Source organism: Planococcus notacanthi, assembly GCF_030407825.1.
GTDB classification, from domain to species: domain Bacteria; phylum Bacillota; class Bacilli; order Bacillales_A; family Planococcaceae; genus Planococcus; species Planococcus notacanthi.
Map to the genome: position 1 here is coordinate 1,261,655 of NZ_JASDCQ010000001.1, position 14,524 is coordinate 1,276,178.

Annotated in this window: 14 protein-coding genes, 1 pseudogene and 1 other annotated feature; of the genes and pseudogenes, 1 reads left to right on the forward strand and 14 read right to left on the reverse strand. The window is 46.0% G+C overall.

Annotated elements, in window-relative coordinates; all coding sequences use genetic code 11:
- Position 1: 1 nt before the first annotated feature.
- From yqeH to QMA01_RS06200, 3 genes are read right to left on the reverse strand one after another with little or no spacing between them, the layout of a single operon-like run.
- Positions 2 to 1,105, reverse strand: a complete 1,104-nt coding sequence (yqeH, locus tag QMA01_RS06190; RefSeq protein ID WP_191715917.1) for a ribosome biogenesis GTPase YqeH — start codon at positions 1,103 to 1,105, stop codon at positions 2 to 4.
- Positions 1,102 to 1,623 carry a YqeG family HAD IIIA-type phosphatase gene (locus QMA01_RS06195; RefSeq protein WP_191715918.1) on the reverse strand — a complete coding sequence of 174 codons (522 nt, stop codon included), beginning with the start codon at positions 1,621 to 1,623 and terminating at the stop codon, positions 1,102 to 1,104. The genes yqeH and QMA01_RS06195 overlap by 4 nt, the downstream gene beginning before the upstream one ends.
- Before the next feature lie 38 nt (positions 1,624 to 1,661).
- Positions 1,662 to 2,435, reverse strand: a complete 774-nt coding sequence (locus tag QMA01_RS06200; RefSeq protein ID WP_191715919.1) for a phosphatidylserine decarboxylase — start codon at positions 2,433 to 2,435, stop codon at positions 1,662 to 1,664.
- Between the two features lie 95 nt (positions 2,436 to 2,530).
- Between QMA01_RS06200 and pssA the strand changes: the two genes are divergently transcribed.
- Positions 2,531 to 3,070 (forward strand): CDP-diacylglycerol--serine O-phosphatidyltransferase, encoded by a 540-nt coding sequence (pssA, locus tag QMA01_RS06205; RefSeq protein ID WP_203339805.1) that lies wholly within the window; start codon positions 2,531 to 2,533, stop codon positions 3,068 to 3,070.
- Positions 3,071 to 3,127: 57 nt separating this feature from the next.
- Here pssA and mtnN read toward each other — a convergent pair whose 3' ends face one another.
- The 11 genes and pseudogenes from mtnN to recD2 form a co-directional block, all read right to left on the reverse strand.
- Complete coding sequence (gene mtnN / locus QMA01_RS06210; protein WP_290214535.1) at positions 3,128 to 3,832, reverse strand: 5'-methylthioadenosine/S-adenosylhomocysteine nucleosidase; 705 nt, start codon at positions 3,830 to 3,832, stop codon at positions 3,128 to 3,130.
- A gap of 77 nt (positions 3,833 to 3,909) precedes the next feature.
- Positions 3,910 to 4,599, reverse strand: coding sequence for a DUF1510 family protein (locus QMA01_RS06215; protein WP_290214536.1), 690 nt, complete (start codon positions 4,597 to 4,599; stop codon positions 3,910 to 3,912).
- Positions 4,600 to 4,731: 132 nt separating this feature from the next.
- Entirely contained in the window at positions 4,732 to 5,208 is a 477-nt protein-coding gene (greA, locus tag QMA01_RS06220; protein WP_191715923.1) for a transcription elongation factor GreA, read from the reverse strand.
- A gap of 80 nt (positions 5,209 to 5,288) precedes the next feature.
- A pseudogene (gene udk / locus QMA01_RS06225) lies at positions 5,289 to 5,933 on the reverse strand (uridine kinase); the annotation flags it as partial.
- 16 nt (positions 5,934 to 5,949) lie between these two features.
- Positions 5,950 to 6,555, reverse strand: a complete 606-nt coding sequence (locus tag QMA01_RS06230; protein WP_290214537.1) for an O-methyltransferase — start codon at positions 6,553 to 6,555, stop codon at positions 5,950 to 5,952.
- 91 nt (positions 6,556 to 6,646) lie between these two features.
- Complete coding sequence (gene mltG, locus QMA01_RS06235) at positions 6,647 to 7,771, reverse strand: endolytic transglycosylase MltG (protein ID WP_203339800.1); 1,125 nt, start codon at positions 7,769 to 7,771, stop codon at positions 6,647 to 6,649.
- A gap of 125 nt (positions 7,772 to 7,896) precedes the next feature.
- Positions 7,897 to 8,205, reverse strand: coding sequence for a DUF1292 domain-containing protein (locus tag QMA01_RS06240; protein ID WP_191715927.1), 309 nt, complete (start codon positions 8,203 to 8,205; stop codon positions 7,897 to 7,899).
- Positions 8,206 to 8,218: 13 nt separating this feature from the next.
- Positions 8,219 to 8,635, reverse strand: a complete 417-nt coding sequence (gene ruvX / locus QMA01_RS06245) for a Holliday junction resolvase RuvX (protein ID WP_191715928.1) — start codon at positions 8,633 to 8,635, stop codon at positions 8,219 to 8,221.
- A gap of 2 nt (positions 8,636 to 8,637) precedes the next feature.
- A complete protein-coding gene (locus tag QMA01_RS06250) occupies positions 8,638 to 8,904 on the reverse strand; it encodes an IreB family regulatory phosphoprotein (RefSeq protein ID WP_191715929.1) in 267 nt (88 codons plus the stop codon).
- Between the two features lie 89 nt (positions 8,905 to 8,993).
- Positions 8,994 to 11,618 (reverse strand): alanine--tRNA ligase, encoded by a 2,625-nt coding sequence (alaS, locus tag QMA01_RS06255; RefSeq protein WP_290214538.1) that lies wholly within the window; start codon positions 11,616 to 11,618, stop codon positions 8,994 to 8,996.
- A gap of 41 nt (positions 11,619 to 11,659) precedes the next feature.
- Positions 11,660 to 11,869 (reverse strand) — a binding site (T-box leader).
- Between the two features lie 230 nt (positions 11,870 to 12,099).
- Positions 12,100 to 14,517, reverse strand: coding sequence for an SF1B family DNA helicase RecD2 (recD2, locus tag QMA01_RS06260; RefSeq protein ID WP_290185115.1), 2,418 nt, complete (start codon positions 14,515 to 14,517; stop codon positions 12,100 to 12,102).
- Between the last annotated feature and the right edge of the window lie 7 nt (positions 14,518 to 14,524).

The window sequence follows — 14,524 nt, forward strand, 5'->3', positions numbered from 1 at the left end:
CCTAGATCAGCGATGGGCGCAACATGACTTCTACACCTTTAGGGGCATGGGCAGCAATGACTGCGTTGCCGTGCTGAATCGTGATCCAGCCAAGCCCGGAAAATACGATATCTGTTTTGGCATCTTTAACACGGAATTCATGGCGCACCAATTCAGGGAATTCGTCTTTATACTCAGCTGAAGGCGGCGCCAGCATATCTCCCAGATGCTGCTCATAGAGGGCATCTGCATTTTCCAATTTCGTACGGTGTATCGGCAGGTCATTGGCAACATGGACCGTAAACGATGAACGCTCCCCTTGAATAAAGTCAAAGCGCGCCAACCCTCCCACAAACAAGGTCTGCTCGGCATTCAGCTGGAACACACGCGGCTTGATTTCTTTTTTCGGCATGATCTGCTTTAGATCTGCTGTCTTTAAATGATGAGCCAATTGGTGATGGTTGATGATTCCCGGAGTATCAAATAATGAACGTTTGTCATCCAAAGGAATTTCAATCATATCCAATGTCGTTCCAGGGAAATGTGACGTTGTGATGACATCCGATTGGCCAGTCGCCTGTTTGATGACACGGTTGATGAACGTCGATTTCCCAACGTTTGTACAGCCGACCACGTAAACGTCTTTGCCTTTGCGGTACTTTTCAATGGCTTCCATCGCTTCCGGAACTCCTGTCCCTTTATGGGCACTGACCGTCAAGACATCGATTGGGTGCAAGCCCAATTTTTTGGCTTCCTGCTTCATCCAATTGACGAGTTTCTGTTGTTTGACCGACTTCGGCAGAAGATCCGCTTTGTTGGCAACTAACAAAATATCATTATTCCCCACAAAACGGTGAAGGCCTGGAAGCCAGCTGCCGTTGAAGTCGAAAATATCGACGATTTTCACGATCAGTCCATCACGTTCGCCCAATCCATTTAAAATACGCAGGAAATCATCGTCCGTCAACGATACCGGCTGAAGTTCATTGTAATTCTTTAAACGGAAACAGCGTTGGCAAATAATTTCTTCTTTTTCCAATGAAGACGGCGGAGCATATCCTACCTCTTCTTTGTTTTCAGTTTGAATCTGTACACCGCATCCGATGCATGTTGGCATTTCACTCAATTTTCTTCCTCCCACATCAATTGTCCTTTTTCTTTCAATCTCTTCATGATTCTGCGCTCGACTCTCCGGTTAAAACGGGTGAAAAACCCATCTGATTGCGCCACCGGCAACACCAGGATCGTATGCATCTTATTTAAGTTGCCTCCGAAAATATCCGTCAGCATCTGATCCCCGATCACCACTACCTGATCGCGTTTTGCTTCCATAATCCGAAGCGCCTTGCGGAAAGCGCGGCCCATCGGTTTGCGTGCCTGGTGAATAAACGGAATACCTAAAGGATCCGCAAAAGATTTAACGCGCAATTCCTTGTTGTTGGAAACGATGACGACTTGAATACCAGCTTCCTTCATTGATTTCAACCATTCAATCAATTTTGGCGTCGCATCCGGACGGTCCCATTCCACCAGCGTATTATCCAAATCCGTAATGATTCCTTTAATATTCTTTTCAATTAATGTTTCCGGCTTAATGTCAAAAACGTCTTTTACATATTGGCTTGGTACAAAATTCTGATACACGGCAACCCACTCCTGTTTTCCTAACTTAATTCTACTGATTATACCATAATTCCTAACGGTTCTCCCACCTTGATCCGATTGCCATTCGACATATCTTCAACAAATTCAATGGAGTTCGCCTCAAAAAACAAAACAACTGTGGAACCAAAACTGAAATACCCCACTTCGTTTCCTTTTTGCCATTCGCCGCCAGTCTCGGTCAATTTGATGGAATTGACGAACATGGCGCCGACTTTGACTACCAGCATATTGCCGAAAGCGGTATCGAGTTCAGTGACCATTCGGTAATTGCCACTGATCGGCGCTTTGCCATATTGTAATCCGGCAGCATTAACCGGGTAGGATTTTTTTCCAAGTACATACTGTCTGTTGACCTTGCCGTCAGCAGGGCTGTGGATCCGGTGGTAATCGGCCGGAGACAAATAAAGCACTGCGTATTTTCCATCCTGATAGCGATCGGCTAAAGCCTTATCCCCTAAAAGGTCAGCTAACGAGTAATGCTGTCCTTTTACAAGAAAATGGACATTTTCATGCAGGTCACCGGCAATTTCAATTTTTCCATCGACAGGAGAAACTACTGGTGCCGGAGCGACTGGGCGGCTCCCCGGCGACAATTTCCGCACGAAGAAATCATGGAGAGTCGAAAAAGAGTCTAACGGTTTTTCAACATCATCCGTTAAAATCTGATAGGCTTTAATATACCCTGGAATAAATCTGCGGCTGTTTTTAGATTGGGCAAATTTGCGGATTAAATTTGAAGTATAAGCTCCATTGGTCAATTCGATGGAGCGCTGGTACAAATATTTTTTCATAGAGATGCCTCCGTTGCTAAAATAGTCTACCATTTTTTTACCTTTCACAGTATAATAGAGTGAACAAGTTTACAAAAAAGAAGGAGTGTTTTCCATTGTTAATTACAGAAAGAATGGATCACACCATAAAAAAGTTGAGGTCACAGACAGCGAACATTATTACAATCGGTAATATGCTGTTTGGTGGTGCCTCTCTTATGGCCACTTTAAATGGATCATATAGCTATAGTGTGCTATTTATATTTATCGCGGCTTTTTTGGACCGCTTTGACGGTATGGTGGCAAGAAAGTTCAATCAGGAATCCGATTTAGGCAAACAGCTCGATTCAATGAGTGACATATTATCCTTTGGTGTTGCACCCGCAATTTTAATGTACCAGCTCGTTTTATCAGATTTCGGTTTTGTCGGAATGGTTTTTACTGTTATCTACATTTCGTGCGGCGCTTTCCGTCTGGCACGCTTCAACATTTCAGATGCGACAGGTTATTTTACCGGTTTGCCGATTACTGCAGCAGGTACAGTCATCACCCTTTCATACTTTGGGGTGCCAGCTTTTTCACCGGTCGTCTTTATGTTCCTGTTCATCCTTTGTTCATTGCTGATGGTCAGCACATTCACTTTGAGAAAAGTTTAAAAAAGCTGAGCGACGTTGAGAAAACGTCCTCAGCTTTTTTGTTGTCTTTCGGGAAGCTTAAATGCGTGCTGCCAATTGGCTGATGACATTAAAGACGATTTCCGTTGAATGTTTAGCTGCCACTGGCAGGAACTCATCGAAAGATACCGATGATTCCTTTCCGGCAATGTCTGATAAAGCACGGATTACCACAAAGGCAACATCGAATTGATAGCAAACCTGTGCAACCGCGGCCGCTTCCATTTCAGCTGCTTTCATCGTTGGGAAATATTCACGCACTGTAGCAACACGTTCAGGATCGTTCATGAACGAATCGCCAGTTGCGATCAATCCGACTGCATAATCATGCTGTCCCATTTCCTTGACTGCTTTAATTGCCAGTTCAATCAATTCTTCGTTCGAAGTGAATGCAGCCGGCAATTGAGGGACTTGTCCCATTTCATAGCCGAAGACTGTAACATCCACGTCGTGATGGCGAACTTCATCCGATATGACGACTGCCCCAACTTCGAGTTCTTCGTCAAAACCTCCTGCAGAGCCGATATTGATGACGATATCCGGCTGGTATTGCTGAAGGAGAATAGTTGTGGACATTGCAGCATTCACCTTGCCGATGCCGCTTTTCAACAACACGATTTCCTGGCCTGCGTATGTACCTAAAGTAAATTCACATTTAGCGATTTCTTCAGTCTGCGGACTTTCCAGCCTGCTTCTCAATAATTGAACTTCTTCTTCCATCGCACCAATTACACCGATTTTCATTTTGCATTCCTCATTCCGGCTTCGATTTATCTTACTCATTCCAATTACTCATACTAGCAAAGAAAAAGACGCCTTTATCAATAGGCGCCTTGCAGCGTTTTCAATACATCCATCTTCACCGGTTTCCAGCCTTCGCCGTCCACCCATTCCAAATGAACACGGTATTTCTCAGATTCGTCTTTAGACTGTACAGTCGCAATCGATTTCTGAGGGCCTCCGCCATTTTTGATCATCATGACGTACATATTGTTTGAGTCAAGGCCAGTTGCATAGGAAACAGCTTTGACTTTTTCATTCCAGTCAACAGAATCCTTCTGGTAAACGGAAACATGGTCTCCTTTTTGCTTGGTGCCAACCGGCTCCCAGCTTGTATTGATCACTGTTTCGTCTACAATTGGATCACTCGAATCTTCACGTGTGATGGTTCCGCCTTTTGTGACAGATCCTTCTTCTTCTTTTTCTTTTTCTTCTTTAGCTTTCTTGGCTGCTTCTTCTTCAGCTTTTGCTTCAGCGTCTTCATCCTCGTCACCGGCACTTGCGCTTTCACCGTCATCAGAGCCACTCGTTTGTTCTTCGGTACCAGTTGAGATTGCCACTTCTTCAGACTCGTTGGCCTGATCGTCCCCTCCGCTAAATAGCATAGAAACTCCAATAATGAGAATCAATGCAAATACCAGACCGATCATGATGTTCAAAATGGAATTTGACCGATTTTTTTCTTTCTTTTTCTTCAAACGAGAGGGATACGGTTTTTCTTCGTTCGTCATTGGATGTCCCCCTTTCTTGTAAGTTTAACATATAATCTTCATGACAAATTTGACGTTTCAACGATAATTTCGTTTCATATCGAGTAAAGTTAATGAAAAACGGCCATCCTGCATGCAGAATGGCCGCTTCCATCACGTGATAGAAAGAATTTTGATTTCCATTTCTCCGCCAGGCGTCAATACTTTCACATTTTCACCAATTGTGCGGCCGATCATGCTTTTCGCAATAGGAGAATCATTAGAAATGCGGCCTTCTAAAGGATCCGCTTCTGCTGATCCGACGATTGTATAAGATTCTTTATCGCCATCTGGAACTTCTATAAATGTCACAGTCGTCCCCAAACGAACGATATCCTTATTTGATTCGTTTTCATTTATGATAACGGCGTTACGGACCATCGATTCAAGCGTCGAAATACGGCCTTCTACAAAAGCCTGATCTTCTTTCGCAGAATCATACTCTGAGTTCTCGGACAAATCTCCGAAACTGCGGGCTACTTTAATCCGTTCCACTACTTCTTTTCTTTTTACCGTTTTTAAGAAATCCAGTTCGTCTTCCAACTTCTGCTTTCCTGCAGCTGTCATTGGAAATTGTTTTTCGTTAGCCATTCTTTCCACTCCTTCAACTGCTGACCTGGATGCATAGGTGCAACCGTCAGTCTGGTCTCATCATATTATAGTTTAACAATCTATTCAAGAATAGTTTTGATTTTTGTGACCATTAAATCAATCGCCACTTCGTTTTGCCCGCCTTCTGGAATAATTACATCTGCATAACGTTTTGTCGGCTCGATAAATTGGTTGTGCATTGGGCGGACAACCGTCAAATATTGCTCGATGACGGAATCGATGGTACGGCCGCGTTCATTGATATCGCGCAACAAACGGCGAATGATCCGCAAATCGCCATCCGTGTCGACAAACAGCTTGATGTCCATCAAATCGCGCAGGCGTGAATCTTCAAGCACTAAAATGCCTTCCAGTATGATAACATCTTTTGGGTCAATTAGCACCGTTTCTTCTGCACGGGTGTGCAAAGCGTAATTATAGACCGGCTTTTCGATTGGTCTGCGTTCAAGCAAATCATTGATGTGTTCAATCAGCAGATCTGTATCAAATGCCAATGGATGATCATAGTTTGTTTCCAGGCGTTCTTCGAAGGCCAAATGGCTTTGGTCTTTGTAATAATAGTCCTGTTCGATTACCACCACTGAGTTTTCTTTAAATACTTCATAAATGGAGTTCGTGACACTCGTTTTCCCCGAGCCCGAACCCCCTGCGATCCCAATAACGACCGGCCGATTCTTAGACATGTTGTTTAGCTCCTTGCAAACCTCGTTTTTAGTGTGTTCATTTCTTTTTGCAAATCATGATGCCATCGCCCACTGACAATAATTGCGTGTCATAAGCGGGGTGATGAAGCATATGTTCTTTAAATGCTGCAAGATTACGGATCATTGTACGTTTTCTTCTGGGAACTTCGGACAGTGGAATGTCAGAGAGTCCATGCATCGCCATGTTATCGCAATATATGATTCCGCCTGTTGCCAATAAGCTTTCGTACTTGTCGAAAAAGCGTTCATACTGGCCTTTGGCGGCATCGATGAAAATAGCGTCATACTGTGGTTTCAGTTCCGATAAGGCAAGTTCCAATGCATCTGCATGATAAATGCGGATCTGTCCCCCGAAACCTGATTGCGCAATAAATTCAACTGCTTTTTCATAGCGGGAAGCATCCCGTTCAACCGTATCCACTGTACATTCCGGCAGTGCCTCAGCCATTTTAATTGCTGAAAATCCAATGGCTGAACCGATTTCCAAAATCCGTTCGGGTTGTTGTGCTTTCAGTAAACCCACCAGTTCCCGGATTCCCTGATCTTCCATAATCGGCACATGATGTGCCGCTGCATAAGCTTGAACCGCTTTAAGCGTCGTTGATAATTGATTGTTCACCATACTGGAAAGCTCCTTTTCGGCTACGCAAAAATTACTTCAAATCTTACCATAAAAAGAGAAGGAAAGCGAGGACGCTTCCTTCTCGATGGCTTTACTTACCGATATGTTCATCCCGGTTGGCCAAATGTTCTTCATAGGTCTTGGCAAAATGATTCGTACCTGTAGAATCAGCCAAGAAATAGAAATATTCGGTTTCAGCGGGATCCAACACCGCTTCAATCGAAGAACCTCCAGCATTTGCAATCGGTCCAGGCGGCAGCCCTTTATTCTTGTAAGTACTGAATGGATGTTCAAACTCATAATCTGTATTGAAGAGACGATCCTTATGTTCGCCCATCGCATAAATGACCGTTGGATCCGTCTGCAATGGCATGTCATCGTTCAGTCGGTTATAGAATACGCTGGCGATGGTCTGGCGGTCTGATTGAGCCGTTGCCTCTTCTTCCAGTAGGGAAGCGAATGTCAGAAGCCAATGTGGGGTCTCGCCTTGTTCTTCCAACACGCTCTGGTATTGCATGACATTTGCTTGTGTCGTATCGAGCATTTGCTCAATAATCAACGTCAGCGATGGGTCTTCATCGTAGATCGGATAAGTTGCTGGGAACAAATAACCTTCCAACGCGTAGCGGATGTCTTCATTCAAAATCTCATCTGTCAGCAGATCAGGGTATTTGACCATCAGTTCTTCGATGTAAGCAGGATCCTGAATTTTCTCCAAGAACTCTTCTGCCGTAAACGACGTTTTCTTCGCGATGACATTTTCAGCGATTTCTTCTACCGTCAAACCTTCCGGAACATTGATGGTGAATAATGGCTCGCGGTAGACTTTTCCGCTTTTCAGGCTTTCCGTAATTTCATCCAATGTCATGGATGGCAACAAGTCGTATGTCCCTGCCTGGAATTCGGATTCATTGTTGAATTTAACGTAATATTTGTAGATGCGGGCATCTTCAATAATGCCGTTTTCTTCAAGCAATGCTGCAATACTGTCCAGACTCGAACCGATTGGAACTTCGACAGTAACCACTTCTTCAGAATCCGGATCAACCGGTTCCAGGCCGTTCGTGATGTAATTGTAGGTTTGAAAGCCTGCGATTCCGATGATGACCAATAGGATCAGCGCGACTATTAAGACGATGCGTCGGACGACTCTCACTTCCTTCTTTTTTTCTTTCATGCGTTCAAACATGATCTCTTTTTTTGACGGTTTCTCCACGGGTTCCCCCCCCAGCTTTTCTCTTCTGCAAAAGTTGATTTAATTGTCTCAACTTCTATCAGTATACAAGAAAAGTGCACAAAAGAAAAAGACGGAATCAGCAAACAATTCCGTCCCTTCCATTTTTATAGTTCTTCGTTTTCTTCTTCTTCGTCAAGGAACGTATTCAACATCTCTTCGATCATGTCCCACTCTTCATCAGTTTCAACCGGGCGAAGTTCTCCGCCGCCAACAGTTTCGTCTGATTCAGGGTTTTCCGTGAAGGAAGATGCATGAATTTCAATTTCGCCTTCTTCATCTTCTTCAGCGCCTACCGGGAAATACAAAACATATGATTTTCCGAAGTCTTCTGATTCAAATGTGAACAATACTTCAAATAATTGTTCGTTGCCGTTTTCGTCCACGACTGTAATGTGCTCTTGTCCGTGTTCCATTTGTGTCACCTCATCATTTTTTAAAATCAAGATAGCCTTGCAAAATCATGACTGCCGCCATCTTGTCGATCACTTTTTTGCGATTTTTGCGGCTGACGTCCGCGGAGATCAACATCTTTTCTGCTGCCGACGTCGTAAGCCGTTCATCCCATAGGACCACCGGTATACTATACGCTTCTTTCAGCAAAGCTGCAAATCTTTCGGAAGCTTCAGCGCGCGGCCCGATAGAGTTATTCATGTTTTTCGGGTAGCCGACGACCGCTTCGGTCACTTCATATTGCTTGATCAGCTCGCCAAGGCGGGCCATTCCGAATTCTTCGATCGCTTCATTTATTTTGACGGTTTCGATTCCTTGAGCTGTCCAGCCCATCGGGTCGCTGATTGCGACGCCGACTGTCTTCGATCCGACATCAAGTCCCATTATACGCATGATTATTCCCCGTTATTCTTTTTAATATAGAACTTTACAAGCTCTTCCAGAATTTCATCCCGTTCCAGTTTGCGAATCATATTTCGCGCATCCTGATGGCGAGGAATATAAGCCGGATCACCTGATAATAAATATCCGACAATCTGATTGATCGGGTTATAGCCTTTTTCTTCAAGTGCAGCATGGACTTGAAGCATCACTTGCTTCACATCTTGCTCCATCGACTCATCAGAAGAATCGAATTTCATAGTTCGATCAAATGAACTCACGACAAGCACCTCGCTTTCGGATTTTGAATAGGAATACTTACTCCTGCTGTCTGATTTCCATTATAACCGATAGCGTCGATTTATTAAACCTATTTCACTAAGCTATAGACTGATTCGAGCGCCGCGTCCAATTTTCCAGGATCTTTGGCGCCTGCCATTGCCATATCCGGACGTCCGCCGCCTTTGCCGCCGCACAGTTCTGCCACATGTTTGACGATTTGGCCAGCGTGATATTCCCCACTGGCTAAATCTTTCGTAACACCCGCCGCCAGCATGACTTTTTCTCCATCTGTTGCCCCAAGAACGATCACCGCTTTATCGATTTTCGTTTTCAGGTCATCCATCATCTGGCGCAGCTGGTTATTATCCTTCGCTTCAACTTTAACGGACAGGACAGTAATATCGCCTACTTTTTGCGCGCTGTCTAGAATGCCAGCAGATTGGGCATTGGAAATTTTTGCAAGCAGCGATTCGTTTTCACGCTGCAGCGATTTCATTTCCGCTTGGACAGACTGGACTTTTTGGACCATGTCTTTTGGAGATGATTTCAGGAGGCCGGATGCCTGTTCCAAGATATGTTCACTGTCTTTCAAACTTTCGTAAGCGCCTTTTCCTGTAACAGCTTCAATTCTGCGGATGCCGGCGCCGATGCCGCCTTCTGAAACAATTTTGAACAAACCGATTTCCGATGTATTCGTTACATGGACACCGCCGCATAGTTCAAGTGAGTAGCCGCCAATTTCAACGACACGGACAACATCTCCGTATTTCTCGCCGAATAAAGCCATCGCACCCATTTCTTTTGCTTCCTGCAAATTATGGTAGCCGGTCTGGACGGCAATGCCTTCCCAGACTTTTTCATTGACGATTTTTTCGATCGTCTCCAATTCTTCTGTCGTCACCTGGCCGAAATGCGAGAAATCGAAACGCAGACGGTCTGGCCCTACGTATGATCCTGCCTGGTTAACGTGCGTGCCTAGAACATCTTTTAGTGCTTGATGCAGAAGGTGCGTCGCTGTATGGTTCTTGACTGTGTGGCGGCGCTCTGAAGCATCGACTTGTGCATGGACAGCGGATTTCGTCAATTCACCGGTTTCAACTCGTACAGAATGAAGATTCTGGCCATTCGGCGCTTTTTTGACATCCAGTACAGCTGCTTGAACCAAATCGTTGCTCAATGTCCCGCGGTCTGCAATCTGCCCGCCGCTTTCCGCATAGAATGGTGTCTGGTCCAGGATAACTTGAACTTCTTCCCCTTCGTGGGCACTTTCTGCCAATTCGCCATCTTTAATGATGAACAGCACTTGGGCATCGGATACCGTTTGGCTATAGCCGATAAATTCACTGTTGTCTTTAATATTGCCCAATACTTCCGATTGCGTCTGCATTGAATTGACATTTTGACGCGCATTTCTTGCACGGTCACGCTGTGCCTGCATCGCTGCTTCAAATCCTTTATGGTCAATCGCCATGCCTTCTTCTTCCGCATATTCTTCCGTCAGCTCTACTGGGAAGCCGTACGTGTCATACAATCGGAATGCGTCTTCGCCTGGAATTTCCGTCTGGCCAGCCGCTTTTTGTTTTTCTACAACGGACGATAATATAGCCAGGCCATCATGCAGCGTTTCGTGGAAACGTTCTTCTTCAAGCTTCATGACGCGGATAATAAAGTCCTGTTTGTCGCTGACTTCCGGGTAGAAGTTTTTCATGATGTCCCCGACCACTGGAACCAGTTCAAACAAGAACGGTTTCTCGACGCCCAGCTTTTTCGCATAGCGTACAGCACGGCGCAGCAAGCGGCGCAATACATAGCCACGGCCTTCATTCGACGGAAGCGCTCCGTCCCCGATTGCAAATGCCACGGTGCGGATGTGGTCAGCGATTACTTTGAAAGCCATATCCATATCGGCATCTTGGCCATATTTCTTACCTGAAATTTCTTCGGTTTTCTGGATAATCGGAATGAACAGATCCGTGTCATAGTTTGTCGGTACGTCTTGGACAACGGAAGTGATGCGTTCCAAGCCCATTCCTGTATCGATGTTCTGTTTCGGAAGCGGTGTATACGTATGGTCGGGATTGTGGTTGAACTGAGAGAAAACCAAATTCCAGATTTCTAAATAACGGTCGTTTTCGCCACCCGGATACAATTCAGGGTCGTTCAAATCATTGCCGTAGCTTTCGCCGCGGTCGTAGAAAATTTCCGAGTTCGGGCCACTCGGGCCTTCGCCGATGTCCCAGAAGTTTCCTTCCAGGCGGATGATGCGTTCAGCAGGAACGCCGACCTCATTCAACCAAATGCCATATGCTTCTTCATCTTCCGGATGGATCGTTACGGATAATTTCTCCGGATCAAAACCAATCCATTTGTCATCAGTCAGGAATTCCCACGCCCAGTGGATCGCTTCGGTTTTAAAGTATTCACCGATGGAGAAGTTGCCGAGCATCTCAAAGAATGTATGGTGGCGTGCTGTTTTGCCGACGTTTTCGATATCGTTCGTCCGGATTGATTTTTGTGCGTTGACGATCCGTGGATTCTCAGGAATGACGCGACCATCGAAATATTTCTTCAATGTCGCCACGCCGCTGTTGATCCATAATAGGGACGGATCTTCAAATGGCACAAGCGGTGCGCTCGGTTCCTGGTCATGGCCTTTTTCTTTAAAGAAATCGATATACATTTGTCTGATGTCTTCAGCTTTCAAGTTTTTCATCTTTTTTTCCTCCTCAACAATATAAAAAGCCCTCATCCCAAAAAAGGGACGAAGGCTTTATTTCGCGGTACCACCCTAGTTACACAAAGCCAAAAGCTTCATGTCTCTCGAACACCTTAACGCGGTTCAACGGCAGGGATTAGCTGCACTCCGGAGTAGCTTTCTAAAATCAGATCTCGTCGGGGCCTTTCAGCCTGGGGCCCTGTTTCTGTCCGGATGCGATTTTATACTGTCTCCATCATTGTGTTTGTCTATCAGTCTAATTTGAATTATAGAAAAAGCTTTGGTCGATGTCAATAGTGGGACTTTTTATTGCTTCTATGTGCAGCTTAAATGTCGCCTAGTTGTTCCGCAAAACAACTTCGCTGCCAGGTCCGCAGGAAGTGAAGGAACAAAACGGCAGAAGGCATGCCCACGGCAAGCGTACGCCTGAAGCGATTTTTTAATCCTGAAACTATATTCTTTAGTGTGTTTTGATCAATTAAGCTTCCATGAATTTCTGCGGTGTGATGCCCTCCATGCCAATCATCGGGTGGATAGCGTGGACGTTTTCCGTGGTCAGGCTGACCGGTCCGCTTTGGACGGCTTCGGCTTTTTCCATGGTTTGCTGTTCGGTTTTCGGTTCCTCCGCTGCGACCGCCAAACGGTTTTTCAAGGTAGTCATCCGCTGCATATCATCCGTCCGTTCAACACCATATCGGAAAACGCTCGGGTCTCCGCACAGGATGAGAAAATCCCTGCTGCGGGTGATGCCGGTGTAAAGTAGGTTGCGACGCAGCATTTTCATATAGCCGCGGACAACCGGCATGATGACGGTCGGGAACTCCGACCCTTGCGATTTATGGATCGAGCAGCAATAGGCCAACGTCAGCTGGTTCAGGTCGCTGCGTTCGTAGGTCACTTCGATGCCGTCGAAAGACGCCACCAGCATGTCCTGCTTTTCGACTGTTTCTTTCGCTTTGAGAATGGCTACGACTTCGCCCATGTCGCCATTGAAGACGTTGCTTTCCGGCTGGTTGACCAGCTGCAGGATTTTGTCGCCGATGCGGTAGGTGATGTCGCCGAATACCAGTTCTTTGCGTTTGCCGTCGGCATTCGGGTTGACCATTTCCTGGATCAGCCGGTTCAAGGCATCAATTCCTGCCGGTCCTTTATACATCGGCGCCAGCACTTGGATATCCTTGATTGAATGGCCTTTCGACAAGGCACTTTTCACGACTTTTTCAACCACTGATGGAATTTGATCCGCTCCCGCTTTAATGAATGAGCGGTCTGCTGTTTTCGCGGTAATGTCTTCCGGCAATTTGCCTTTTTTCATTTGGTGCGCCAGCTCGATGATGGAAGATCCTGAAGACTGGCGGTAAATCTCGGTCAATTCCACCGTAGGAATCCGTTTTGATTCAAGCAGGTCCCGCAGCACTTGCCCCGGTCCTACCGGCGGCAATTGGTCTTGGTCCCCGACAAAAATCAATTGGGCATCTTCCGGAACGGCTTTCAGGAGCTGGTGCGCAAGCCAAGTGTCGACCATGGACATTTCGTCGATGATGATCAATTTGCCTTCGATTTCCTTTTCGGTTTCTTCGTCTTTTTCCTGTCCGTTAAAACCCAACAAGCGGTGGATGGTCATCGCCGGCAAATCGGTCGATTCGCTCAAGCGTTTGGCCGCCCGTCCTGTCGGTGCTGCCAGGATGATTGGAAATGGTTCTTTTTTCTTGGCGTACTCTTTTGGATCCAGAGATAAACCATGCAGCTCTGCGTAGATTTCAACCAATCCGCGGACTACGGTCGTCTTGCCGGTACCCGGGCCGCCCGTCAGAATCATGACCGATGAGTTGATGCTGTTTTCAATGGCATCCACCTGCGTTTCAGCGTAATTGACGCCAAGCCGCTCTTCCGCTTCTCCGAGTGCTTTGCGGACTTCTGAACTCGGGAATTTCGTGCGGGTTTCCTGCTCTGCCAGCAAGGTTTCCAGTTTGGTCGCAATGCCTACTTCCGAATAATAAAGCGATGGCAAATAAAGCCGCGTTTCTTCCCCTGCGACTTTGCCTTCTTCGTTCAATTCGATGGCTGCTTTGGAGATCGCATCAATCGGAATTTCTGCCTGCTGGCGCGATTCAAGCATTTCTTTAACCATTGGGATCAAGGTTTTAGCATCGACATAAACATGCCCATCCGACAAGGATGCCTGGTTAAGGATATGCAGGATAGATGCTTTGATGCGGTCGGGGTGGGCGCCGGTGATGCCGAGTTTCATTCCCAGTTCATCGGCACGCTGGAAACCGATGCCTTCGATTTCTTCGATCAGCTGGAAAGGATTTTTCGTCAAAATATCGATGGTTTCTTCACGGTAAGCCTGGTAGATCCGCATCCCGATTTGCGGGCCAAATCCCCAGTCGTTGAGCTGGATCATGACGCGCTCAAGTCCGAGATTCATCTGCAGCGTCGCACGGATCGTGTCTTTTTTATCGTCTGACAGACGCGGCACTTTGTCCAATGCATCCGGATCTTCCAAAATCTTTTTAATGGCGTCTTTGCCAAGCTTTTTGACGATGGTTTCAGCCGTCTTGCGGCCGATTCCATTGAACATATCACTCGACAGATAATGGATAATGCCTTGTTCAGTTTCGGGCACTTCCTTGGTGAAGGTTTCCACCTGGAACTGGACGCCGTATCGGGGGTGGTTTTTCACCACGCCGGTAAACCGGTATTGCTCTTCCATGGTCAGCATCGGGAAATAGCCCGACACGATGATTTCTTTTTCGGTATAAGGGGTGTTGGTTTCCTGGATTTTCACTTTCGCGATGGAGAATAAATTTTGGGGATTGTGAAAAATCGAGACGACAGGACGCCCTAATACAAACTGTTTTTCTTCTTGAAATAAATCGATTTGTCCGGTCATTTCTGTC